The sequence below is a fragment of the Pseudoalteromonas sp. SG43-3 genome (assembly GCF_014164385.1).
Classification (GTDB): domain Bacteria; phylum Pseudomonadota; class Gammaproteobacteria; order Enterobacterales; family Alteromonadaceae; genus Pseudoalteromonas; species Pseudoalteromonas distincta.
The window spans coordinates 67,482-91,178 of the sequence record NZ_JACJFC010000020.1 but is presented as its reverse complement, the minus strand read 5'-3'; the positions used below and the strand labels follow the sequence as shown (position 1 = coordinate 91,178).

Annotated in this window: 24 protein-coding genes and 1 pseudogene; 15 read left to right on the top strand and 10 right to left on the bottom strand. The window is 39.1% G+C overall.

What is annotated here, in order from left to right; translation table 11 throughout:
* Positions 1-126: 126 nt before the first annotated feature.
* From H5157_RS16870 to H5157_RS16860, 3 genes and pseudogenes are all read right to left on the bottom strand, one after another.
* Positions 127-552, bottom strand: a pseudogene (locus H5157_RS16870) (2OG-Fe(II) oxygenase); the annotation flags it as partial.
* A gap of 91 nt (positions 553-643) precedes the next feature.
* A complete protein-coding gene (locus tag H5157_RS16865; RefSeq protein ID WP_002961044.1) occupies positions 644-1,528 on the bottom strand; it encodes a LysR family transcriptional regulator in 885 nt (294 codons plus the stop codon).
* 377 nt (positions 1,529-1,905) lie between these two features.
* Positions 1,906-2,328, bottom strand: a complete 423-nt coding sequence (locus H5157_RS16860; RefSeq protein WP_002961042.1) for a DUF2721 domain-containing protein — start codon at positions 2,326-2,328, stop codon at positions 1,906-1,908.
* Positions 2,329-2,403: 75 nt separating this feature from the next.
* On the opposite strand from H5157_RS16860, the gene H5157_RS16855 reads away from it, so the two are divergent.
* From H5157_RS16855 to tsaD, 3 genes are read left to right on the top strand one after another with little or no spacing between them, the layout of a single operon-like run.
* The gene (locus H5157_RS16855) at positions 2,404-2,757 is read left to right on the top strand and encodes a DUF2007 domain-containing protein (RefSeq protein ID WP_149603109.1); all 354 of its coding nucleotides are present in this window, start codon (positions 2,404-2,406) and stop codon (positions 2,755-2,757) included.
* Positions 2,750-3,340, top strand: a complete 591-nt coding sequence (locus H5157_RS16850) for a YjaG family protein (protein WP_002961040.1) — start codon at positions 2,750-2,752, stop codon at positions 3,338-3,340. The genes H5157_RS16855 and H5157_RS16850 overlap by 8 nt, the downstream gene beginning before the upstream one ends.
* A 38-nt stretch (positions 3,341-3,378) precedes the next feature.
* Complete coding sequence (tsaD, locus tag H5157_RS16845) at positions 3,379-4,392, top strand: tRNA (adenosine(37)-N6)-threonylcarbamoyltransferase complex transferase subunit TsaD (protein ID WP_165744224.1); 1,014 nt, start codon at positions 3,379-3,381, stop codon at positions 4,390-4,392.
* An 11-nt stretch (positions 4,393-4,403) separates the two neighbouring features.
* Here the strand turns inward: tsaD and plsY are convergent, their stop codons facing one another.
* Positions 4,404-5,015 (bottom strand): glycerol-3-phosphate 1-O-acyltransferase PlsY, encoded by a 612-nt coding sequence (gene plsY / locus H5157_RS16840; RefSeq protein WP_002961038.1) that lies wholly within the window; start codon positions 5,013-5,015, stop codon positions 4,404-4,406.
* A gap of 230 nt (positions 5,016-5,245) precedes the next feature.
* Between plsY and folB the strand changes: the two genes are divergently transcribed.
* From folB to H5157_RS16800, 8 genes are all read left to right on the top strand, one after another.
* A complete protein-coding gene (gene folB, locus H5157_RS16835) occupies positions 5,246-5,605 on the top strand; it encodes a dihydroneopterin aldolase (RefSeq protein WP_024604056.1) in 360 nt (119 codons plus the stop codon).
* The gene (gene folK, locus H5157_RS16830; protein WP_024604057.1) at positions 5,606-6,094 is read left to right on the top strand and encodes a 2-amino-4-hydroxy-6-hydroxymethyldihydropteridine diphosphokinase; all 489 of its coding nucleotides are present in this window, start codon (positions 5,606-5,608) and stop codon (positions 6,092-6,094) included.
* Positions 6,091-6,891: an undecaprenyl-diphosphate phosphatase gene (locus H5157_RS16825; protein WP_182725119.1), complete on the top strand. Its 801-nt coding sequence runs from the start codon at positions 6,091-6,093 to the stop codon at positions 6,889-6,891. The genes folK and H5157_RS16825 overlap by 4 nt, the downstream gene beginning before the upstream one ends.
* A 175-nt stretch (positions 6,892-7,066) precedes the next feature.
* Positions 7,067-8,422, top strand: coding sequence for a UDP-N-acetylmuramate:L-alanyl-gamma-D-glutamyl-meso-diaminopimelate ligase (gene mpl / locus H5157_RS16820; protein ID WP_182725118.1), 1,356 nt, complete (start codon positions 7,067-7,069; stop codon positions 8,420-8,422).
* 1 nt (position 8,423) lies between these two features.
* Entirely contained in the window at positions 8,424-9,044 is a 621-nt protein-coding gene (locus H5157_RS16815; protein ID WP_002961027.1) for a flavin prenyltransferase UbiX, read from the top strand.
* Positions 9,044-9,973 (top strand): ABC transporter ATP-binding protein, encoded by a 930-nt coding sequence (locus H5157_RS16810; protein ID WP_024595485.1) that lies wholly within the window; start codon positions 9,044-9,046, stop codon positions 9,971-9,973. The genes H5157_RS16815 and H5157_RS16810 overlap by 1 nt, the downstream gene beginning before the upstream one ends.
* Positions 9,974-10,741 carry an ABC transporter permease gene (locus H5157_RS16805; RefSeq protein ID WP_002961025.1) on the top strand — a complete coding sequence of 256 codons (768 nt, stop codon included), beginning with the start codon at positions 9,974-9,976 and terminating at the stop codon, positions 10,739-10,741. It begins immediately after the preceding gene.
* Entirely contained in the window at positions 10,741-11,418 is a 678-nt protein-coding gene (locus H5157_RS16800; protein WP_182725117.1) for a tRNA (guanosine(46)-N(7))-methyltransferase TrmB, read from the top strand. Before H5157_RS16805 ends, H5157_RS16800 begins: the two co-directional genes overlap by 1 nt.
* A 266-nt stretch (positions 11,419-11,684) precedes the next feature.
* Here H5157_RS16800 and H5157_RS16795 read toward each other — a convergent pair whose 3' ends face one another.
* Positions 11,685-13,565: a GGDEF domain-containing protein gene (locus H5157_RS16795; RefSeq protein WP_182725116.1), complete on the bottom strand. Its 1,881-nt coding sequence runs from the start codon at positions 13,563-13,565 to the stop codon at positions 11,685-11,687.
* Positions 13,566-14,097: 532 nt separating this feature from the next.
* Between H5157_RS16795 and panP the strand changes: the two genes are divergently transcribed.
* Positions 14,098-15,723, top strand: a complete 1,626-nt coding sequence (panP, locus tag H5157_RS16790) for a pyridoxal-dependent aspartate 1-decarboxylase PanP (protein WP_182725115.1) — start codon at positions 14,098-14,100, stop codon at positions 15,721-15,723.
* Positions 15,724-15,775: 52 nt separating this feature from the next.
* Here panP and serA read toward each other — a convergent pair whose 3' ends face one another.
* From serA to metK, 5 genes are all read right to left on the bottom strand, one after another.
* On the bottom strand, positions 15,776-17,005 hold the full coding sequence (gene serA, locus H5157_RS16785; RefSeq protein ID WP_024595232.1) for a phosphoglycerate dehydrogenase: 1,230 nt from the start codon (positions 17,003-17,005) through the stop codon (positions 15,776-15,778).
* Between the two features lie 9 nt (positions 17,006-17,014).
* Positions 17,015-17,668, bottom strand: a complete 654-nt coding sequence (rpiA, locus tag H5157_RS16780) for a ribose-5-phosphate isomerase RpiA (RefSeq protein ID WP_002958979.1) — start codon at positions 17,666-17,668, stop codon at positions 17,015-17,017.
* Positions 17,669-17,721: 53 nt separating this feature from the next.
* Entirely contained in the window at positions 17,722-18,318 is a 597-nt protein-coding gene (locus tag H5157_RS16775; RefSeq protein ID WP_182725114.1) for a 5-formyltetrahydrofolate cyclo-ligase, read from the bottom strand.
* 18 nt (positions 18,319-18,336) lie between these two features.
* Complete coding sequence (locus H5157_RS16770; RefSeq protein ID WP_024595234.1) at positions 18,337-18,885, bottom strand: hypothetical protein; 549 nt, start codon at positions 18,883-18,885, stop codon at positions 18,337-18,339.
* Positions 18,886-19,060: 175 nt separating this feature from the next.
* A complete protein-coding gene (gene metK, locus H5157_RS16765; protein ID WP_002958976.1) occupies positions 19,061-20,212 on the bottom strand; it encodes a methionine adenosyltransferase in 1,152 nt (383 codons plus the stop codon).
* A gap of 304 nt (positions 20,213-20,516) precedes the next feature.
* On the opposite strand from metK, the gene tkt reads away from it, so the two are divergent.
* The 3 genes from tkt to hpf all read left to right on the top strand — a co-directional run bounded on the left by tkt (position 20,517) and on the right by hpf (position 23,541).
* Positions 20,517-22,508, top strand: coding sequence for a transketolase (gene tkt, locus H5157_RS16760; protein WP_182725113.1), 1,992 nt, complete (start codon positions 20,517-20,519; stop codon positions 22,506-22,508).
* Between the two features lie 184 nt (positions 22,509-22,692).
* Entirely contained in the window at positions 22,693-23,007 is a 315-nt protein-coding gene (locus tag H5157_RS16755; protein ID WP_002958974.1) for a pyrimidine/purine nucleoside phosphorylase, read from the top strand.
* A gap of 177 nt (positions 23,008-23,184) precedes the next feature.
* Complete coding sequence (gene hpf / locus H5157_RS16750; protein WP_007376058.1) at positions 23,185-23,541, top strand: ribosome hibernation-promoting factor, HPF/YfiA family; 357 nt, start codon at positions 23,185-23,187, stop codon at positions 23,539-23,541.
* Positions 23,542-23,697: the final 156 nt, after the last annotated feature.

Sequence of the window (23,697 nt, the reverse complement as noted above, 5' to 3'; positions counted from 1 at the left end):
GATTATATAAACGGATATTACAATAATGTTAGACCACATCATTATAATGCTGGTTTAGCGCCGAATGAATCTGAGGTTAGATATCAAGATTCTAAAACTGTGGCCAAAATTAGTTGACCACTACACACCTTGCTTAGGCGTATTTAAATAAAGTACCGTTGTAAATACTCGATTAGAGCGACCTTTAAATGCATCTAAGTGCTTTTTGTAAAAATCACCCTGTGTATATTTTGCATAATGGCATTCGTAATCAAATAACCCCATAAAAAAACTGCGATTTAACGTGGTCTTTATACTTTGCATTATTGCTTGATAGGTAAGCTGTGCTTGAGAGCTGCCGTCAAACCAATAGGTTTTATCAGTACGTACGGCTTTATCTATTTGTAAGTCATTTAATCGACCAATACCAGCAAGGCTAAAGTGAGGGTTTATACGGTGGCAGTCTGCAACTAAATCGTTAACTAAATCGGCAATAAGCGCGTTATGAATTACGGTATATCCTTGGCGTTCTATATCATCTAAATAGACATCAGGACCAAAAAGTGTGTTCATTCACATCAGCTGTTTAAAAAAGGTGCGACAGTGTAGCCGAAAAGCTGTTAAAAGCTACTGTTTATTGTGCCGCACTTTTTGAAACATCAGATTAGCTAAATGCAGCACCCGCTTTTTTTATAAGCGATAGTAAATGCTCTACATGTTCAGTAATCGACGTCTGTTGGCTTGTTTGTACAACGAGTTGTTCGTGGTTTAAACCTTTATTTGTTTTAAGTTGTACTAATTCAGAATTCTCTGCGATTGCATTAGCATGTTCAATGCTTGCAATAGCAAAATGATCTGATTTAACTACACCTGCCATTACTTGCTCAATACTGCCCACTTTAATACTTGATGATTTATTTAAAGAATCAATTGCTTCATTAAGCATAGTTTGTACTTGTTTAGACTCAGAGAAACAGCCAAACATCGGGTAGCTATCAAGGTTTTGTTTACTTATATCGTTTTTATGGGCAAGAGGGTGGTTTTTTGAAACAAATAACACAAGCTGATCAGGTAAGTGAATGTCACTGCCAATACTATTAATAGCTTGAGAGTATACGCTAATGTCTATTTCACCTTGTTGGAGTTTGCGTGTTAGCTCTTGCTGATCTTGTAGCTGCATCTCAATTTTTATATGAGGGTATTGAGCTAAAAACTGTCCACAAGAAATAGGTACTATGCTGCTTGCCTTATTGGTATAGCCAATAACGAGCTTTTCATTGGCATTACCGTTTACTGATTGAAAAATCCGCTTTTTCGTTAGCTCAAGTTCCGATAGGGTCGTTTTAGCATATTCTAGAAAAAGCTCGCCTTCTGGCGTTAATTTAACAGAGCGTGTTGAGCGTTTTACTAACTCATATCCCATTTCATCTTCAAGTGTTTGAATGCTGCGCGTTAGCGCTGAAGTACTAATTTGGGTTTGTTCAGCAGCTTGTCTAAAATGACGTAATATACCAAGTGCTACAAATTGCTCTAATTGTTCAAATCTCACTTTATAGTCCCTTTTTATAAGTAAGTCGCAGATACCACGGACATCAAATATATTAATTTTTATTCTAAAGTTTAGTAAAATTCTATATTGAAATACGGTTGCAAGTTCATACGTGTTTCCAGCAGGATACCCCCCTTTTAGTATTAATTAAAGAGAAAAGCGACCAAATAGTATTACTTTTTAAATTCATAACTAGTTGTTTATTGTATTTTATCTATGTTTTTGCAATGGGCTAGCTAAGTAAACTTATTTGTAGTCAGTAAGTTAGTTAGTATATTTGGATTAAATTGTTCTAATTAATAAAAAAGTACGCCCCAAAAAGGGGCATTCATACAACATGATTGTGACAAATAATAGAGTGTTTTATTTATAATAAACTATTTTACAAAATTTCTATTTATTCGGCTACTTAGTGGTTTATTTTCAATGCTTTGCAGTTCTATCTCGATTGCATCACAGGAAATATGTATTTCAAATAAAGACGTTAATAACGATAAACTTAAGCAAGCTAAGCTAATGCCAAATAAAATAATTCCTGTGGCATTAAACTCAATAAATAATGCAAACATTGATAGTGTACACAGTAGAAAAGAGGCTACCCCGTACACTTGCATCGTTCTAATTAGCTTAATACGTTTACGTAAGTTAGTGATTTGAGCCACTACAACAGGCCGAATAGATTCACCTTCACGCGCATTTAGCTCCCTAATTAATTGCGCTAAAACTAAAAATCGGTTTGTATAGGCGAGTAATAGCAGCGATATGGCCGGAAAAAGTAAGCCTGGGGTTGTTAGTGTCATGTTTATTCCTTAAAAGTACAGCATGCTAATAATTTAGCGCAGGATATTGTTAACACAAAATAAATGAGGTGAATATTGCAAAATATTAATAATAACAATTCAACAGATAGCTCTTTTCAATGGGTTACAATTTATAAAGCTGAAAATACCTTGGAAGCGAATATCGTAAAAGGCTTAATACAAACTGCCGCAATAGAGTGTAAAATTAAAGGCGAGATGCTCCAAGGGGCGCTTGGAGAAATTCCATATGATCAGGCGCAAGTTAGTGTGCAGGTTTATGCGATAAAAGAGCGCCATGCGCGGCAAATATTGGTAAACTATCAACAAGTAAAACAATCCGCTCCAGATTGGGTATGCCCTAATTGTAATGAGCATAATGGATCAACATTTGATTTTTGTTGGTCGTGTGAGACGTTAAAGAATGACTAAAGCAAATAATTTTCAGCGTATTAGAGAGCTTAACTATTTACAAAAGGCCGTTTTAGCAAGTGCTTTAATAGAGCGAATGCTGCCAAATTACGGTTTATTTAGCGAAGCAACGGGGTTTGGTGATGAAACCTTATTACGTAATTCGCTTAATGTTTGTTGGGAAAAAATCTTACTGCCTAAAAGTAAAATAGATCTCGAAAAACAAGTTGAAAAAATAGAGCCAAATGTTCCTGAACTTGCTGATTTTGATATGTTTGGTACTTATCCTGCTATTGATGCTGCAACGTCTTTACTTAGTTTAATGCACGGTTTAGTGGCGCAAGATGAGCAAGAGTTCATTAGTGTGAGCAAAATATCTCAAGCAACAGTGGCTCGCTTTATTGAATATCAAATGACGGTTGAAGGTGAGATTGCTGATAACACAGCAGTGAGAGAGCACCCATTAATGCAGTACGAAATTGAAGTATTAGGTGAGCTAATTGATTTTGTAGAAAATATGGGGCGTATTACCTCTGATAGCGTAAAGGCACTTAAAAAGTTTGCCCTTGAAGATGGCCAAACAAATATTGGTCTTACGTTATAAAAGAAGCAAAGTAGAATTTAAAAGGCAGGAGAAGTACAGTGCGAATTTTAGGCATTGAATCGTCATGTGATGAAACGGGTATTGCAATATATGATGACGAAAAAGGCTTGTTAGCTCATCAATTATACAGCCAAGTAAAAGTACACGCTGATTACGGCGGTGTAGTGCCGGAACTTGCATCGCGCGATCATGTTCGTAAAACATTACCACTTATAGATGCAGCATTTGCACAAGCAGGTTGTGGCCCTGAAGATTTAGACGGTATTGCTTATACTGCAGGCCCAGGTCTAGTTGGTGCATTATTGGTAGGTACGTCTATTGGTCGTTCATTAGCATACGGCTGGGATATACCTGCGGTAGCAGTACATCACATGGAAGGGCATTTACTTGCTCCGATGCTTGAGGAAAATACCCCTGAGTTTCCGTTTATTGCATTGCTTGTATCGGGCGGTCATACCATGATGGTTAAAGTAGCAGGTATTGGACAATACGAAGTACTAGGTGAGTCAGTTGATGATGCCGCAGGCGAGGCCTTTGATAAAACGGCTAAGTTACTTGGTCTTGATTACCCCGGTGGTCCACGCTTAGCTAAAATGGCCGAACAAGGCGTAGCAAAGCGTTTTGTATTTCCTCGCCCTATGACCGACAAGCCAGGACTTGATTTTAGTTTTAGTGGTTTAAAAACAGCGGCATCAATCACGATTCGTGAAAATGACGACGACGATCAAACCAAAGCTGATATAGCGCATGCATTTCAAACGGCGGTTATTGATACGCTCGTTATTAAGTGTAAGCGTGCGCTTAAACAAACAGGTATTAAGCGTTTGGTCATCGCCGGTGGTGTGAGTGCAAATACACAGCTTCGACTGCAGCTTGAACGCGTAATGAAGGGTATGAAAGGCGAAGTGTTTTATCCGCGTACTGAATTTTGTACCGACAATGGTGCAATGATTGCTTATGCCGGAATGCAACGTTTAAAAGCAGGGCAATTTGCCACGCTTGATATGAAAACAAAACCTCGTTGGCCTATAGATAGCCTTGAGCCGATTTAATGACTCATATTTTAGATATTTTTGTTTTCATCGGTGGGTGCTTTTTTAGCACCCACTTTTGGTTCTTCCCCACTAAATAATCGAATAATATTAGTACGGTGACGAAATATAATTAACAGCGTGATAAAAGTAACGGGAAGAGTATAAAGTGGCTTTATTAGCCATGTATACAAGGGCGCTAAAGATACAGCTACAAGCGCCGCCAGTGATGAATAGCGTGTTATTGCCACTATAACTAACCAAGTACACACAAGTAAACCTGCCAATGATAAGCCAATAGGTAATAATGAGCCAAATGCCGTTGCTACGGCTTTACCGCCTTTGAAGCTAAAAAACAGTGGGTACATATGGCCTAAACAAGCAGCTACTGCGACTAAACCAAGCTCTAAAGGTTCAACTTCTAAAAAATAAGCCCCCCATACCGGAATAGTGCCTTTTAAAATATCAAACACTAGAACCAAGCAAGCCGGAAATGCTCCGCCTAATCTATAAACATTTGTAGCTCCTGGGTTATTAGAACCACTATTACGAGGGTCTGGGAGTTTGAACAACCGCGACACTAAAATAGCCGACGAAATCGACCCAAGTAAATAAGCTAAAACAAACATTATAGTGGCTAACACGCGCTTCCTTATTTTTTAATTGCTATACCAATTGATAGTGCTTTTAGGCTATTATTGACAGCAAAATTTATCGTAAAAATTATTAACAGGCTATTTAATAGCTAGTTTAGTTATTTTGCTATTGTAGAAGTTATTTTTACATATTTAAACACTGGCTAAACCATATACAGTATTAATTTTATTGATGCTTAGTATAGTTGCTTAGTAGTTTGTTGTTATTTGGAGTATCAATGGATAAGGTTTTTATATCTCAATTGCACGTCGACACTATTATTGGAGTGTACGACTTTGAAAAAGAAAGTAAACAGAGCCTTTATTTTGATATTGAAATGCTAAGCGATATTAAGCCTGCAGCTGAAAATGACGATATTAATTTAGCACTGGATTACTCAAAAGTAAGTGAGCGAGTTATTGAGCACTGCACTTTAAAACCTGTAGAGTTGCTAGAAACTTTAGTTGAACAATTAGCGCATATTATTTTAAGCGAGTTTAATACTCCACAAGTTACTATAAGAGTAAGTAAACCAGCAGCAGTAGCACAAGCGCAAACTGTAGGTGTTGAAATTACACGTGTTAAGGCAACTGACTAAATGGCTCAAATTTATATCAGCCTAGGATCAAATATAAATAAAGCGCATTATATACAATGTGCATTAATTGCACTTAAGCAGCACTTTGAACATATTGTACACTCGTCTGTTTTTGAAAGTGAAGCAGTTGGGTTTGCTGGCAATAATTTTTATAATTCAGTCGTTGGCGCTACAACTGATATGTCGCTTGTTGATGTATGCGCTTTATTAAAACAAATAGAGCGTGATAATGGACGCACAGCGAACGATAAAAAGTTTAGTCCACGAACGCTCGATTTAGATTTACTATTTTACGATGATGTAATTTGCGCTTCTCCAGCACAATTACCACGAGATGAAATAACTAAAAACGCATTTGTATTACAACCTCTTAGCGAGGTTGCCCCAGATTTCTATCATCCTGTTGCTAAACAAACGATTGCGCAGTTATGGAATGAATATAATAACCCTCAACAAAAGCTATGGAAGGTGGAGTTTTCTAACCCATGAGTATCATCGAAATAATTATTTTAGCCCTCATACAGGGATTTACTGAGTTTTTACCAATATCTAGTTCTGCGCACTTAATTCTCCCATCGCAAATTTTAGGCTGGGAAGATCAAGGGCTTGCGTTTGACGTGGCAGTACATGTTGGTACTTTAATTGCCGTTGTTATTTATTTTCGCAAAGAGGTCGTCGACATACTCAGTGCGTGGTTTAAATCCTTTGGAGCACAAGGTACTAGTGATGATAGTAAGCTAGGTTGGTGGATAATTTTAGGCACTGTGCCTGCCGCTATTTTAGGCTTAATTTTAAAAGACTTTATAGAGTTGTACCTACGAAGCGCTTGGGTAATTGCTACTACCACAATTGTGTTTGGTTTATTGCTTTGGTACGCGGATGCAAAAGGTAAGCAAATTAAAACTATTTATCAGCTTAATTGGAAAACAGCACTTATTATTGGTTTTGCACAAGCTGTTGCAATGATCCCGGGAACTTCTCGCTCAGGTATCACGATGACTGCTGGTTTAATGCTTGGAATGAATAAGCAAAGCGCAGCGCGTTTTTCGTTCTTACTGGCAATTCCAATTATTTCTATGATGGGGCTTTATTATACTGCAGAGCTTGCTTTGGGTGACCATGTGGTTGATTGGAATACATTATTACTAGGTGTAGTGCTATCGTTCTTATCGGCTTATGCATGTATATTTATGTTTTTAAAAGTAATAGAGCGAATGGGCATGTTGCCATTTGTGATATATCGTTTATTGCTCGGTGTAGGTTTAATAGTATTTTTAATGATGTAGCAAATAATGACTAATAAAAAAGCCTTCTAATTAAGAAGGCTTTTTTATTATCAAGTGGTCATTTTGGCACGAGTGAAATGCTTACTCGCAATGGTAACTAAGCACGAATTTTGGCATTATAGCGCCATTAAACTTTGCATAGCTGTAAAGTGAGCATACGATTTAAGGAAAGTATATGCATATACATATTTTGGGCATTTGTGGCACGTTTATGGGTGGCATTGCAGCCATTGCTAAATCGTTGGGTCATAAAGTAACGGGTTCCGATCAAAACGTTTACCCACCAATGAGTACGCAACTTGAAGAGCTTGGCATTGAACTGACTCAAGGCTACGAGGTATCTCAATTAGAGCCAAAGCCAGATATGGTCGTTATTGGTAATGCAATGAGCCGGGGTAACCCATGTGTTGAATATGTGCTTGATAAAGGTCTGCCTTATACATCTGGCCCTGAGTGGCTTAAGCATAACTTACTGCAAGATTCTTGGGTGCTTGCGGTTGCTGGTACGCATGGTAAAACAACCACAGCAAGTATGCTTGCGTGGGTGTTAGAGTACGCAGGTTTAAAACCAGGTTTTTTAATTGGCGGCATAGTGCAAAATTTTGGTGTATCGGCAAAAGTGGGTGAAACGCCATTTTTTGTTATTGAAGCCGATGAATACGACACTGCTTTTTTTGATAAGCGCAGTAAGTTTGTACATTACCTCCCGCGTACACTTATCTTAAATAATCTTGAATTCGATCATGCTGATATTTTTGAAGATTTAAACGCAATAAAAAAACAATTTCATCACTTAATGCGTACATTACCTCAAAGCGGCAAGGTAATTTGGCCAAAGCAAGACGTAGCGCTTAATGATGTAATAGCACAAGGGCTTTGGAGCGAAAGCGAAACGCTAGGCGATGATTGGAGCTATGAATTAATAAAAGCCGATGGAAGTGAGTTTAATGTATTACTTAATGGCGAAAAGCAGGGCACTGTCTGTTGGCAAGCAATAGGGGAGCATAACGTTAAAAATGCGATTATGACTATCGCAGCAGCGCGCCATGTGGGTATAGCCATTGATCATAGTATTGATGCGTTAGGAGAATTTATTAGCCCTAAAAGGCGTATGGAGCTAAAGGCGGATATAAATAATATTAAAGTGTATGACGACTTTGCGCATCACCCAACAGCAATTAAAACTACGCTTGCAGGATTGCGCGCAAAAGTAGGCGATGAAAAAATTATCGCTATTTTAGAGCCGCGCTCAAACACCATGAAAATGGGCGTACACCAACATACATTATTAGATTCACTGCGTGATGCTGACAACGTACTCCTTTTTGAACCAGAGAATCTAAATTGGTCGCTAAAAGAGCAAGCAGATAAAGCAGGCATGCAGTGCTTTAGCAGCACGCAAACAATTATTGATACGGTGCTTGAAAATATTGAGCCTAATCAGCATATTTTAATTATGAGCAATGGCGGCTTTAATGGCCTTCATCAACACCTTGTTGATGGCTTAGCTGATAAATACAGCGGAGAATAGTGTGCAATTTAAAGATAGAATTACGCTCGCTTTTAGTGGTGCATCGGGTGCGCCTTATGGGCTTAGGTTACTTGAAGTATTACTAGAGCAGCAATTTCAGGTCTACGTTCTCATTTCAAGTGCAGCACGCGTGGTGCTTGATACAGAATCAAATATTAAGCTCTCTGGTAATGAAGATAAAGCCACAGAGCAGTTAAGTACGCTGTTTAATGCCAAACCTGAACAGCTAAAAGTATACGGTAAAGATAACTGGTTTAGCCCTGTGGCTTCGGGCTCTGCTGCTCCTAAAAAAATGGTAGTATGCCCATGTAGTGCCGGATCGGTTTCTGCAATTGCAGTGGGGGCGTCTGATAATTTATTAGAGCGCGCCGCTGATGTGGTAATTAAAGAACGCGGACAGCTCATTTTAGTGCCTCGCGAAACACCATTTAACGAAATTCATTTAGAAAACATGCTTAAGTTATCTCGTTTAGGGGTAACAATTATGCCAGCCGCACCTGGTTTTTATCATAAGCCACAAAGTATCGAAGACTTAGTTGATTTTATGGTGGCGAGAATTTTAGATCATTTAAACATTGAGCATAACCTAACAAAACGTTGGGGTTATGGTGAGGGTAAGTAATGAATAAGCAAAATATTGCTTTAAATATAGAAGGCCTTACCAAGGTTTATAAAAATGGTGTTGAGGCTATTAAAGGCGTTGATTTACAAGTTGAAGAGGGCGATTTTTTCGCTTTGCTTGGTCCAAATGGAGCTGGCAAATCAACTACTATTGGTGTTATTTCGTCACTTGTTAATAAAACAAAAGGCAAAGTAGAAGTATTTGGCTGTGATATTGATACTGATTTAGAAGCTGCAAAAGCGCATTTAGGCTTAGTGCCGCAAGAATTTAATTTTAGTCAGTTTGAAACGCTTAGCCAAATACTGGTTAACCAAGCCGGTTATTATGGTGTGCCACGTGGTGAAGCCCATAAACGTGCTGATAAATACCTAGCACAGCTGGGTTTATTAGAGAAAAAAGACAAGCAAGCACGTACGCTTTCAGGCGGAATGAAACGTCGATTAATGATTGCACGCGCCCTTATGCACGAGCCAAAATTACTTATACTTGATGAGCCAACAGCGGGTGTAGACATAGAACTTCGTCGTTCAATGTGGGATTTTTTACGCCAAATAAATGAGCAAGGCGTTACTATTATTTTAACCACACACTACCTTGAAGAAGCTGAGTTACTGTGTAAAAACATAGCGATTATTGATTCTGGTCGAATTGTGGAAAACACCACCATTAAAGCACTGCTTGCAAAACTTGATAAAGAAACCTTTATTTTAGATTTAAAAATGCCAGCAAACCCTGTCACGCTTGAAGGTTATAAGTTTACGATGACGGACGATCATACTGTTGAAGTAGAAGTCGCTAAATCACAGGGCTTAAATGCGGTATTTAGCGCATTAACAACCCAAGGTAATACAGTATTGAGTATGCGAAATAAAGCAAACAGACTAGAAGAGTTATTTGTAGGATTATTAGAGCAAGGGCGGGGCGAATAAATGTTTAAATATGGCGTAGCCTTAAAGAGTTTATGGATTAAAGAGTGTATTCGTTTTTTACGTATCTGGGTGCAAACCTTAGTGCCGCCAGCAATTACGATGAGCTTATATTTTGTTATTTTTGGTAACTTAATTGGTTCACGTATTGGTGATATGGGCGGCTTTAGTTATATGGAGTTTATTGTACCTGGCCTTATAATGATGTCGGTTATTACTAATTCCTATTCCAACGTAGCCTCTAGTTTTTATTCAACAAAATTTCAAAAAAGCATTGAAGAGCTTTTAGTTGCACCTGTGCCTAATTACATCATTGTACTGGGTTATATGGGCGGCGGTATGACGCGCGGTATTATGGTGGGCTTTATAGTTACTTGTGTATCGTTGTTATTTGTTGATATTCAAATTCATAATATTTTTGTAATTATGGCGACCGTTATTTTAACCTCAGCTGTGTTTGCTTTAGGTGGTTTAATTAATGCAATTTACGCAAATAGCTTTGACGATATAAGCATTATTCCCACCTTTATACTAACGCCATTAACTTACTTAGGCGGTGTATTTTATTCAATAACGTTATTGCCAGAATTTTGGCAAAACGTATCGCAAATAAATCCTATTATTTACATGGTAAATGCATTTCGCTATGGCTTTTTAGGTGTGTCGGATGTTGATTTAAGTGTAGCGCTAGGTGTTATTTTGGTGTTTATTACGGTGTTATTTACTTTAGCGCTAACTTTAATTAAAAAAGGTGTGGGGCTAAGACATTAATGAGTGATGCAAATTCACGTAGTATTGTATCTAATCAAGTGGGTATTCACGAAAAGCTTGATGAAATAGTAAATAAGCATTTAGATGCTGAATTTAAAAAGCCAATTGCAGCGCATACGCAAACTGCATTTGACGAGGTTAATGCTAAAGTACAAGCCTTTAGTGGCCCGCTTATTTTGGACTCGTGTTGTGGCGTGGGTGAAAGCTCAGCTAACTTAGCTAAGCGCCACCCTGATGCACTTATAGTTGGAATTGATAAATCTTCGCACCGATTAGATAAGCATGATGTTGAATATAAGCAAACCGACAGTGGTCAGTACATCTTAGTGCAAGCAGATTTAAATGACTTTTGGCGTTTAGCGGTAGCCGCCAATTGGCAACCTACGCACCATTATTTGTTGTATCCAAACCCGTGGCCTAAATCTAAGCATATTCGTAGGCGCTGGCATGGCGCAGCTATTTTTCCATTTATTGTTAAGTTAGGTGGAAAATTAGAAGTGCGCAGCAATTGGGATATTTACGTTAAGGAGTTTGCTCGGGCGCTTGAATTAACAGGCAACCCTTGCGATGTAACACTTTATGAGTCAGACGATGCAATTACGCCTTTTGAGCGTAAATACTGGGCCAGTGGCCAGCAAAGCCACCGACTCGTTATAAACTTACCTAGGGCGTGTTGACCTTTCGTGATTGATTTTGCAGCAGCATGTTTGGTTTTTAGGCAAGGCGGAGCCTATGTAGTGTGGTTATTCCCCATAAATAGGCGATAACGCAGCATAAAGACCAAACATGTGCTGCCCTTTGGGTTCTTTCTAGGGACGATTAACTCTTTGTTGCTCAGTTTTTACTTAGCCCACTAGGTTACAAACCTCGCGCCGCGATTTAATCGCCCCTAGATTGAACAAATTTCAATCCACAAAGATCAACACGCCCTGGTTAAAGTAAGTTAAAGTGCTAATTCTTCTGTAACCGTATTAACATGTGGCACTGGGTGGGCAAAATAATTGCCTTGCATTAGTGTCACATTCGCCTTTTTAAGTGCGGTTACTATGGTTGCATTTTCTACCGACTCTGCCATTAATTGTAAACCAAGTTGATTAGCAAAGCTGGCTATATGCTCAATAAACAAGTAGATATCTTTGTCATTCACTATTTGCTTTATTAGTGCGCCATCTAATTTAATACCATCTACTTCAAGCTTAAGTACGTTTGATATATTTGAATAACCACTACCAAAGTCATCAATAATAACCTTAACGCCTTTTGTTTTAACCATGCCAATAAATGCTTTTACTTCAGAGAAGTTGGCAATAGCTTGGGTTTCTAAAAGCTCTAATGTGATATTACCAGGATGCGGATAGCGCTTAAGTTCGTCCGCAATAAACTCACTTAAATTAGGATCGAGCATATCTTGTGCTGTTATATTTAAACTCCAGCAAATATCGGTTTTTCTAAAGCGACTAACACATTGTGAAAATATAGTACGGGTAAGTATTCCGTCCATTCTTGAGCGGGTAACAACATTTAAAAATGCATCAGGTTTTAATACTTCCCCTTGCGCTGTTACCATTCGAGCTAAACATTCGTATTGAACGACCTTATTGGTATTTGTGTCAATAATGGGTTGAAAGTAAGGTACTATACGATTGTTATCAAACGCTTCTCGCACTTCTTTAGCCATTTCTACATTGTATTGATATTGCGTTTTTACATCGTGTAGCGCTTTTGAGTAGTTAACTACACTATGCCTGCCTTGTTTAGCTTGCAGCGCTGCTATATGAGCGTTTTCAAGTAGTAGCGATTTATTACCACTGGCAATACCTGCACATAGGGTTATGTAGATAAAAGGGTCAGTTAATACCGGTGTATTAAAGTTATATGTTTTTACGAGGTCGGTAAATTCGTCATTACTCATTTCCTTAGGCGCGAGTAATACTATTTTATTTGTTGCTAGTCTGTATATATGGCAATGCGTAGAGCTTCTAAGTTTAAAGTGAATAAGTAAGTTTTTCATTACCTTGTCACCCACTTCAGTGCCATAAAAACTGTTTATATCTTCTATTTCATTAACCCAAATAACGGCTAATTGCATGTGATGAGCATTACTTTTTTTAATAAAGTACTCAAGTGCAATATGATTTGAAAAACCAGTACTTGAGTCAGTTGCTAAAGACCGTTTTAGTAAATAAATATATATGGCGGCAACGAGTATCGCGATAAAAAAGAAGAAGCTAGCCATTGCAGCTGCTTTTGATACGCTTTCTTTAAGTTTCTCGTTTAAATCATAAATAGTTATATCGGCACCCGTTAAATAGGTATTGCCGTTGATTGGGTCAACGTAAGGAATAAAAATTGTTTTAAAGTGGCCCCACTGATCGCTCGATATTTCAAATACTGGCTCTGTTGAATAAAAAGCACTTATATTTGCATCGGTAGCTTCAGGGTAGAGATCTAAAAATTGAGTTACCTTGCCATTATTCTGATCGTCTTGCGTGTAGCTTGATGAGCTAAAAAGCACCTTACCGTCTTTTAAAATCATTGAATAGACATAAGCAATATCAAGTGCTTGAGCAAACTCAGAGAGTTGTTTACTTTTATCTTGATAGTAAGAAAAACTTATATTATCGCCTTGATTAACCGCACTTAAATAATCGTCACCTAAAATATGTTTAACGCTGGTGGCGGCATTAAGTAAGCGATTATCAACCGACTGCATTATTTCAGCACGCGTGGTTTGGTAAGTGTAGTAAACGTAGGTTAGCAAGCTTATTAAAAACAAGCTAAAGCCTGCCACTATCCAACTAACTTTGACTCTTCCTTCTGGCATATGTGTCCCTTTTTTGTTATCAAATTTATTATACCCAAAATAAGTAAATGCCCAATAAATAATTAGGTTTGGTAGAGTTTTAATTAGGGTCTGTTTATCTTTGCGGATTATAATTTGTTCAAACTAGGGGCGATTTAATCGCGGCGCGAGATTTGTAACCTAGTGGTCTAAGTAAAAACCGAGCAACAAAGAGTAAATAGACCCTAGGCAGAACCCTTTGGGCAGCGCCTGTTTGGCATTAATGCTACGTTATCGCCTATTTATGGGGAATAACCACACTACATAGGCGCTGCCTTGCCTAAATACCAAACAGGCTGCTGCAAATTTAACCTTGAAAGATAAATAGACCCTAAATTATCATTTTTTTGTCATCGCTTTGATTGCTTTTATAGGTTTAAACGAGACATTTTAGTTATATTGCAGTAAAGTTAGCGCAATTTTTAAAGAAACACGATTGCTCCAAATGTCCTAATAAGTAGGCGTTTTTGATGGGTAAGCGCGTGTTTTAGCTACACACACACTAGGTATTAAGATGGATCAAAAGCGTTGTGCCGTCGCCTCTAAAGAAAGCCTTAAGCGTATATTTACTGTACCTGAAGCGCCAGACTCAACTTTAAGCAAAATCGAGCTTGAAATTTCGAGTAATTTAGCAGGTTTTCTAAACGAAAATATAGCGGCAATTGAAAAACCATTACATGAAATAGAAAAAGATTTTCAATCGGCAGTGATCCCAGAAGATCCAACGTTTGTCTCTGCTTATGCCCAAGACATAATGGAGCAGCTTGTTGCACATTCTGTGCATACAGCTGCGCCTAGTTTTATTGGTCACATGACCTCTGCCTTGCCGCACTTTTTATTACCGCTGTCAAAATTGATGGTAGGGCTAAATCAAAATCTAGTAAAAATAGAAACATCTAAAGCGTTTACGCCTCTTGAGCGTCAAGTGCTTGGGATGATGCATCATTTAGCTTATGGGCAAGAAGACTCATTTTATTCTAAATGGATGCACAGTGCTAAAACCTCATTAGGTGCATTTTGCTCTGGTGGTACGGTTGCTAATATTACTGCGCTTTGGATTGCGCGAAACCGCTTATTAAAACCTGATGGCGATTTTAGAGGCATAGGTGCACAAGGCTTAATTGCTGGTATGCTGCATTACGGTTATAAAGGTTTAGCAGTATTAATATCAGAACGCGGGCATTACTCGTTAGGTAAATCGGTTGATTTACTCGGCATTGGTCGCGATAACTTAATTGGTATTAAAACCTGTGAAAATAATAAAGTTGATGTAGGAGCTATGCGCGAAAAAGCACGTGAGCTTGAAGCGCAAGGCATTAAAGTAATGGCGATTATTGGGGTCGCGGGGACAACCGAAACCGGTAATATTGACCCACTTGATGAAATGGCCGACTTAGCACAAGACATTAACTGCCATTTTCATGTAGATGCAGCATGGGGGGGAGCGACCCTTTTATCGAGTACGCACCGTCCTTTACTAAAAGGGATTGAGCGAGCAGATTCAATTACCATCGATGCACATAAACAAATGTATGTACCAATGGGAGCGGGTTTGGTTTTATTTAAAGACCCCGCTGCAACTGATGCAATAGAGCATCACGCTGAGTACATATTACGTAAAGGTTCAAAAGACTTAGGTAGCCACACGCTTGAAGGCAGCCGACCGGGTATGGCAATGTTAGTACACGCTTGCTTACGTGTTATTGGTCGTAAAGGTTACGAAATGCTGATTGATCGCAGCATCAAAAAAGCACATTACTTTGCTGATTTAATTAAGGCTGATGAAGACTTTGAGCTTATTTCGGAGCCTGAGTTGTGCTTATTAACGTATCGTTATGTACCTAAGCAAATTAAACAAGCAATAGCCGATGCAGATGCTGCAACTCGGTTAGATATCTTTGCTTCACTGAACCGTTTTACTGCGAGTATGCAAAAGCGTCAACGCGAGTCAGGTCGCTCATTTGTATCACGTACACGCTTAACGCCTTCTAAATACGACAATCAACCAACGGTTGTATTTAGAGTGGTTCTTGCTAACCCGCTTACCTCAGGCGTTATTTTAAAAGAGATATTAGCTGAGCAAAAAGAGTTGGCTGCAACAGATCCGGTATTCAAAAAATACTTGAGAAAGTATATGTAATCTAAATACAAAAAAGGGTCCATAAGGACCCTTTTTTAATATCAAAGAATGGTTAATGTAAAATACGTGCTCTAATTGTACCCTCAACAGCGCTCAGTTCTTTAAGTGCTACTTCAGATTGATCTGTATCAACATCAATAACTACATAACCAATAGATGCGTCTGTTTGTAGGTATTGCGCAGCAATATTAATACCGTGCTGTGCAAACGCTTGGTTAATTTGCGTTAGTACACCTGGGCGGTTGTGGTGTACGTGTAATAAACGGCTACGATTAGCAAGCTCAGGTAGCGATACTTCAGGGAAGTTAACCGCAGTAATAGTTGAGCCATTATCTGAATATTTAGCCAATTTACCCGCTACTTCAATACCAATGTTTTCTTGCGCTTCTTGTGTAGAACCACCAATGTGCGGCGTTAAAATAACATTGTCGAATTGGCGCAGTGGCGATACAAATTCTTCATCGTTAGATTTTGGCTCAGTAGGGAACACATCGATTGCTGCACCACTTAGTTTTTTCTCTGTAAGCGCTTCTGCAAGAGCATCAATATCAACAACAGTTCCGCGTGATGCATTGATCAAAATAGACCCCTGCTTCATAACTGCAAGTTCTGCTGTACCAATAAGGTTTTTAGTTTGCGGTGTTTCTGGTACATGTAAGCTAATAATATCAGAGCGTTGTAACAGCTGAGTAAGGTTATGAACTTGTGTTGCATTACCCAGTGATAACTTATCTTCGATATCGTAAAACTCCACGTTCATACCGATATTTTCAGCCATAATACCTAGCTGAGTACCAATGTGACCGTAGCCAATAATACCTAATGTTTTACCACGTGCTTCAAACGAACCATTTGCTGTTTTTAACCAGCCACCACGATGAGCCGCTGCATTACGCTCTGGAATACCACGTAATAAAAGTAGAATTTCGCCAAGTACAAGTTCAGCAACTGAACGAGTATTAGAAAATGGAGCGTTAAATACAGCAATACCACGTTCGCGTGCAGCATCTAAATCAACTTGGTTTGTACCAATACAAAAACAACCAATAGCAACTAGCTTTTCAGCTGAGTCTAATACGGCTTGGTTAATATGAGTACGAGAACGAAGTCCTACAAAGTGAACATCTTTAATGCGCTCTTTAAGCTCGTCCTCAGGTAAGGATGTTTTAACGTAGTCGATATTGCTGTAACCGTTACGTTTTAGCGTTTCAACAGCGCTTTGGTGAACACCTTCAAGCAAGAGAATTTTAATTTTGTCTTTTGCTAACGATACCTTACTCATAACCTCATCCTATTTAATTTGTGGCCCATTTTTGGTACCGATAATCACTTTATCAGCACCTCGCATCGCAAATAGGCCGTTGGTAACTACGCCAACAATTGAATTTATTTGTGTTTCAAGTTGTTTGGCATTGGTAATTTTTAAGTTAAATACATCTAATATAACGTTACCATTATCGGTAACTACGCCTTGGCGATAAACAGGGTCACCACCAAGTTTTAATAATTCTCGTGCAACGTAGCTGCGCGCCATTGGAATAACTTCCACCGGAAGCGGGAAGTCGCCCAATGTATCTACCAGCTTTGTGTCATCAACAATACACACAAACTGTTTTGCAACTGCAGCTACTATTTTTTCACGTGTTAGTGCTGCGCCGCCGCCTTTAATCATTTCGTTTTGAGCGTTTATTTCGTCAGCGCCGTCAACGTATACATCTAAAGCATCAACGTTATTAAGTTCAAACACTTCAATACCTAACGCTTCCAAACGTGCAGTTGACGCTTCTGAGCTTGATACAGCGCCTACAATAGTGTCCTTTACTGAGCCAAGGGCATCAATAAAGTGATTAACAGTAGAGCCTGTACCGACACCTACAATGGTGTTTTCTTTTACAAACTCGAGTGCTGCCCAAGCAGCTGCTTTTTTTAATTCGTCTTGTGTCATTGCTTTGTGCTCATGTATGTCAGAAATATGCGGTTAGTAACCAAAATTAAATGTTACCAACAGTATGTTTTATCTGGGGTGATAATGGTTTCAAGTGGTACGTCCCATGACTCGATTGGTAGAGCATCAACTTTTTGGCATTCATGTGCAAGGCCAATTAGTTGCGGTTTTTGCCAATTTTGTTCATGTAAACGTGCCAATGTCCGGTCGTAAAACCCACCTCCCATTCCTAGGCGATTACCTTGTTTATCAAATGCCACTAATGGCATAAGGAGGTAATCAAGCGCTGGTAATGGGCATATTTGAGAGCAGTTCAGCTTAGGCTCCAAGATACCATAGCGATTTGCCCTCATGGGTGAGTTTTTCTCATAGCGCTGAAATAGTAAATTAGCGCCATTGAATGGGTGTATTATAGGTAGATAAATAACGTGGTTTAAGTTCCATAATTCTTTAATTAACAATGAAGTGTCTAGTTCTCCGTCGTTACTTAAATAAATGGCAATATGCTTTGAATTCGTTGTATTTTCGCTTTTTAAGTGTTGAATAAAATTCATTTTTAGCGATTGCGCAGCAATTATTTGCTGATTATTTGACAAGTTTTTACGGGTGTTACGAATTTCAGCTCTTATTTGTGCGCGTTTATTGCTCATTAAACTAATTAGCCATTTTTAAAAAGAGAATAAATCGGGAAAAATTAAAAAAACAGCCAGTACGACTAGCAAAATGGTGGCAGTTGCAATCAATGAATATAAAAGTAAGTTACTGCGTTTTTTAGGAGTCGCTAAATCCTCATCTAGCATTAGGTCGTCATTTTGCCATTCGTCTACACTTTCGTCTGGTGTATTTAATTGAGCTTCAGGAAGGCGTTGCTCTAGCTCATCTAGCTTTTCTTCAAGGCGTATTAAGCTGCTAGTGATGTAATCAAGTGCATCAAAAATACGTTCATCACGTTGGTTGTTATTTGCAGCTGCGGGGGAGCTATTTTGAATCGCATTTGAAACAGCTTGCAGCTTACTTTTAATACCTAGGCTTGCTAATAATTTAGTCTGTTTTAACGCTTTGTCTTTATCGCTTGGCGCAAACAGCGGCTTACCTTTAAAAAAAAGAGCTACTTTTTCATCTGACGTTTTTAATTTTGCAGCTAAGTTTGCGCACGCTGTTTTTATGTCAACGTTATCGGCAAGTCCTGCAAATATAACGCGAAAGTTATCGGCCATTTAACTATCCCTAAAGCTTTTATAATGAAATGAGTATATACCTAAAGTACAAAAGAATTCGAGGTCGATTTTATAGTTATTTTGTAGACGCACTACAAACAATGTAACTGATAAGTTTTAGATACAAAAACGGCCCTATTAAGGGCCGTTTTTAATTTACTTCAACACTTTTAGCTTAAAGGCCAGCAGCTGCACGAAGTGCATCAGCTTTATCTGTACGTTCCCAAGGGAATTCGTCACGACCAAAGTGGCCGTAAGCCGCTGTAGGAAGGTAGATAGGGCGCTCTAAATCAAGCATTTGAATTAAGCCGTAAGGGCGCAGGTCAAAGTGTTCACGAATAAGCTCGATTAAACGGCTTTCTTCTAACTTGCTTGTACCAAACGTTTCAACGCTGATAGATGTAGGCTCTGCAACACCGATTGCGTAAGAAACTTGTAATTCACATTTATCAGCAAGGCCAGCCGCAACTACGTTTTTAGCAACGTAACGTGCAGCGTATGCAGCTGAGCGGTCAACTTTTGATGGATCTTTACCAGAGAAAGCACCACCACCGTGACGAGCCATACCACCGTATGTATCAACGATGATTTTACGACCTGTTAAACCACAATCGCCCATTGGTCCGCCAATTACAAAGCGACCCGTTGGGTTAATGAAAAATTTAGTCGCGCTTGTAATAAGCTCTGCAGGAAGTACCGGCTTGATGATAGTTTCCATCACCGCTTCTACTAAATCTTTTTGCGAAATGTCTTCGCTGTGCTGAGTAGATAGTACTACTGCATCAATACCTACTGGCTTACCATTTTCGTATGCAAAAGTAACTTGAGATTTTGCATCTGGACGTAACCAGTTAAGCTCGCCGCTTTTACGTACTTGTGCTTGGCGCTGTACTAAACGGTGTGAGTAAGTAATTGGCGCAGGCATTAGTACTTCTGTTTCGTTACATGCGTAACCAAACATAAGACCTTGGTCGCCAGCACCTTGTTCTTCTGGGCTAGTACGGTCAACACCTTGGTTAATGTCAGGAGACTGTTTACCAATAGTGTTTAAAATTGCACATGAATCTGCATCGAAACCCATGTCTGAATGCGTGTAGCCAATTTCACGTACTGTTTTACGTGTAATTTCTTCAATATCAACCCATGCGCTAGTAGTGATTTCACCACCAACCATAACCATACCTGTTTTTACGTAAGTTTCGCACGCAACACGGGCATGAGAGTCTTGCTCTAGGATAGCATCAAGTACCGCATCAGAGATTTGATCGGCGATTTTATCCGGATGACCTTCAGAAACTGATTCAGAAGTAAATAAATGTTTTGCCATTGTATTTCTGCTCACAAATATTGCGCTTCACAAACGTCGGTATTAGCGCTAAAAAATTAAGGGGCGTATTTTATCGAAAACAAAACACCTTGCATAGTGTTTTTACGCCTAGACGTCTAAATAAAATTACTAATAACTTTTTGGTCTTAAAAAATATTCATAATGCCTCACTTTTATAGGGTTTTTAATTGCACACAGCCCCCACAATAAGTAAGAATGGTCGATATAAACAAACCCAAGTTACTTGGGTGCATAAACAAACACATAAATACCCGCGCAAATACACATAAAGGTAGGAGAATTCATGCCATCTCGCAAAGAACTTGCAAATGCTATTCGCGTCTTGTCAATGGACGCAGTACAAAAGGCCAAATCTGGTCACCCTGGAGCCCCTATGGGCATGGCTGATATCGCAGAAGTATTATGGCGCGATTATCTAAAACACAACCCAACAAATCCAGAGTGGGCTGACCGTGACAGATTTATTCTTTCAAACGGCCACGGTTCAATGCTTATCTATTCTCTATTGCATCTAAGTGGTTACGACTTACCACTGGACGAAATTAAAAACTTCCGTCAAATGCATTCTAAAACACCAGGTCACCCTGAATATGGCTATGCACCAGGAATCGAAACTACTACGGGTCCATTAGGTCAAGGGATCACAAATGCCGTAGGTATGGCAATTGCTGAAAAAGCGCTAGCTGCACAGTTTAACCGCGAAGGTCACGATATTGTTGATCACTTTACCTATGCATTTATGGGCGATGGCTGCCTTATGGAAGGTATTTCTCATGAAGCTGGTTCACTTGCAGGCACATTAGGTCTGGGTAAACTTGTTGCATTTTGGGATGACAACGGCATTTCAATCGATGGTGAAGTAGAAGGTTGGTTTACAGATGACACGCCAGCTCGCTTTAAAGCATACGGTTGGCATGTAATTAGTGGTGTTGATGGCCACGACAGCGATGCTATAAGTGCTGCAATTGCAGAAGCTAAAAGTGTTACCGATAAACCATCACTAATTTGTTGTAAAACAATTATTGGTTACGGCTCACCTAATAAATCTGGTAGCCACGATTGTCACGGTGCACCACTAGGTGATGACGAAATTAAAGCGTCTCGCGAATTCTTAGGTTGGACTGGCGATGCGTTCGAAATTCCTGATGATATTTACGCACAATGGGATAGCAAAGAAAAAGGTCAGCAGCTTGAATCAAGCTGGGACGAAAAATTTGCAGCATACGCAAAAGCATACCCAGAGCTTGCAGCTGAATATAAGCGTCGTATTAATAATGAACTGCCTGGCGATTGGGCTGAAAAATCTCAAGCGTACATTGAGCAATTACAAGCAAACCCTGCAAACCCAGCGTCTCGTAAAGCATCGCAAAATGCATTAAACGCATTTGGTCCGTTATTACCAGAATTTATGGGTGGCTCAGCCGATTTAGCAGGCTCAAACTTAACAATTTGGGATGGCTCTAAAGGTTTAACACACGACGATGCAAGCGGTAACTACATTTACTACGGTGTACGTGAGTTTGGTATGTCGGCAATTATGAATGGTATTGCCCTTCATAAAGGCTTTATTCCTTACGGTGCTACGTTCTTAATGTTTGTTGAATATGCAAAAAATGCCGTACGTATGGCTGCATTAATGAAGCAACCAAGCATTTTTGTATACACGCACGATTCAATCGGTTTAGGTGAAGATGGTCCAACTCACCAACCAGTAGAGCAAATTGCAAGCATGCGTTTAACGCCTAACTTATACAACTGGCGCCCATGTGACCAAGTTGAGTCGGCAATTGCATGGCAACAAGCTATTGAGCGTAAAGACGGTCCTACATCGTTAATCTTTACTCGCCAAGGTCTTGAGCAACAAGCGCGTGACGCACAGCAATTAAGCGATGTTAAAAAGGGTGGTTACATCCTTAGCTGTGACGGCAACCCTGAAATTATTTTCATTGCGACAGGCTCTGAAGTGCAACTAGCACAAGATTCAGCAACTGAGCTACGCAGCCAAGGTAAAAAGGTACGTGTTGTATCTATGCCATGTACTGATGCCTTTGAAGATCAAAGCGCAGCATACAAAGAAAGCGTATTACCGGCATCTGTTACACGCCGCGTAGCAGTAGAAGCAGGTATTGCTGACTACTGGTACAAGTACGTAGGTCTAAATGGCGCAGTAGTAGGTATGACTACCTTTGGTGAGTCGGCACCTGCTGGTGAGCTGTTTGAGCACTTTGGTTTTACAGTGGCAAACATTGTAAGCAAAGCAAACGAGCTTTTTTAATCGCTTTGATTAAATAAAGTAAGTAATTGAAAAACCCGCACATGTTGCGGGTTTTTTTATGCCCTAACATGAAGCAACTTCACCTTGAACAATGCTGCTTTCCTTGCAAGAAAGTAAGCTATCAGGCAAGGTAGTGCGATAAAATTTATAAATAAAAATCTTAAATTAATAGCAGGAGCTAAAAATGCCAAAGTTCGATAACGTAAGTGTAGTAAAAAAAGCCAATGTATATTTTGACGGAAAAGTGTCGAGCCGTACCGTTATTTTAGGTGATGGAGAAGCGAAAACTTTAGGCTTTATGCAACCAGGTGAGTTTGTTTTTGATACAAACCAAAAAGAATGCATGGAGCTTTTAGCTGGCCAATGGGATATTTTATTACCAGGGGCAAGTGAGTGGAAAACATTTAACGCAGGTGAATCGTTTAATGTTGATGCAAATGTAAGCTTTAAAGTAAAAGTATCTGATTTTGCTGACTACTGTTGTTCGTACACAGATTAATCAATACAGCTAGACGTCTGAAAGCCCATGTACTATGGGCTTTGCATAAACTTTGCGCAACACATGATTTAAATCACCAAAAACCGTAAATAAACCTCAAATATCTCTCTTTTTTCCTTGTGTTAATCTAAATAGCCCCCAATACTATTTATGAGGTAACAAATAAAAGGATACCCTATGAAAATTAATCTTTCTGGTCACCATGTTGAAGTTACTGACTCTATTAGAGAGCACATCAACGAAAAATTTTCAAAAATCGAGAGCCACTTTCCATCGCTTATTGCACTCGATATTATTTTGTCTAAAGAGCATCATAAAATCCAAGCTGAAATTAGCACTAATTACGAAGGCACGCGCATATCGGTAAAAGGGGAAAACGAAGTTATGTACCCAGCCATTGCAAGCGCAGCTAAAAAACTCGATGCGGCACTAAAACATCGAAAAGGGCAGATAAAAGCAAACTTACACGAAAAGCCTGTTAGCACTACACCTGAAATCGCACACGAGATCATCCAAGAGATGGATCTTAAATAAAATTTAGTCACAAAGTATTGTAAAAAAGAGCCGTATGGCTCTTTTTTATTGCCTGTAATTTAGGTAAGTTATGCGTTCTTGCAGTTTATTGATTAAAAAAATTAATAAAAGCAGCGTATAACACACATATTTTGAGAAATTAATGCACACAACAAA